Annotated in this window: 1 protein-coding gene; it reads left to right on the forward strand. The window is 50.7% G+C overall.

The genetic code is table 11. The features are described from left to right. Window positions 1–245: 245 nt before the first annotated feature. Window positions 246–335 (forward strand): transposase (locus tag QMX96_RS26745; RefSeq protein WP_282361856.1); only part of this gene is annotated, 90 nt, incomplete at its 3' end.

Genomic DNA, 335 nt, shown 5'->3' on the forward strand with positions numbered 1-335 from the left:
TTCTTTTCGGTCACTTGATTGACTGCTTGGATTTTGAATTCTTCGGGGTAACGCGGGTTGCTCATGGCACCTCCTAATTGGCCTCAGTTTAAGGCAAAGAGGTGTCTACGAAACCCGGGGCGATTCAACCTTCATTACTAACCCAGGCTCTAAAGTGGTCGTAAGCCGATTAGGAACGCACTGTAGTGGTCTAATGATTCCGGACATCCATTTAGGCGAGAATGCTCGCCATAGAGAGGTGTCTGATGACCAAGCAACGTCGTACCTTTACGCCCGAGTTCAAACGCGAAGCTGCCAGCCTGGTGCTCGACCAAGGCTACAGCCACATCGAAGCA

This window comes from Pseudomonas sp. PS01300 (assembly GCF_029960155.1).
In the GTDB taxonomy this organism is placed as follows: domain Bacteria; phylum Pseudomonadota; class Gammaproteobacteria; order Pseudomonadales; family Pseudomonadaceae; genus Aquipseudomonas; species Aquipseudomonas palmensis.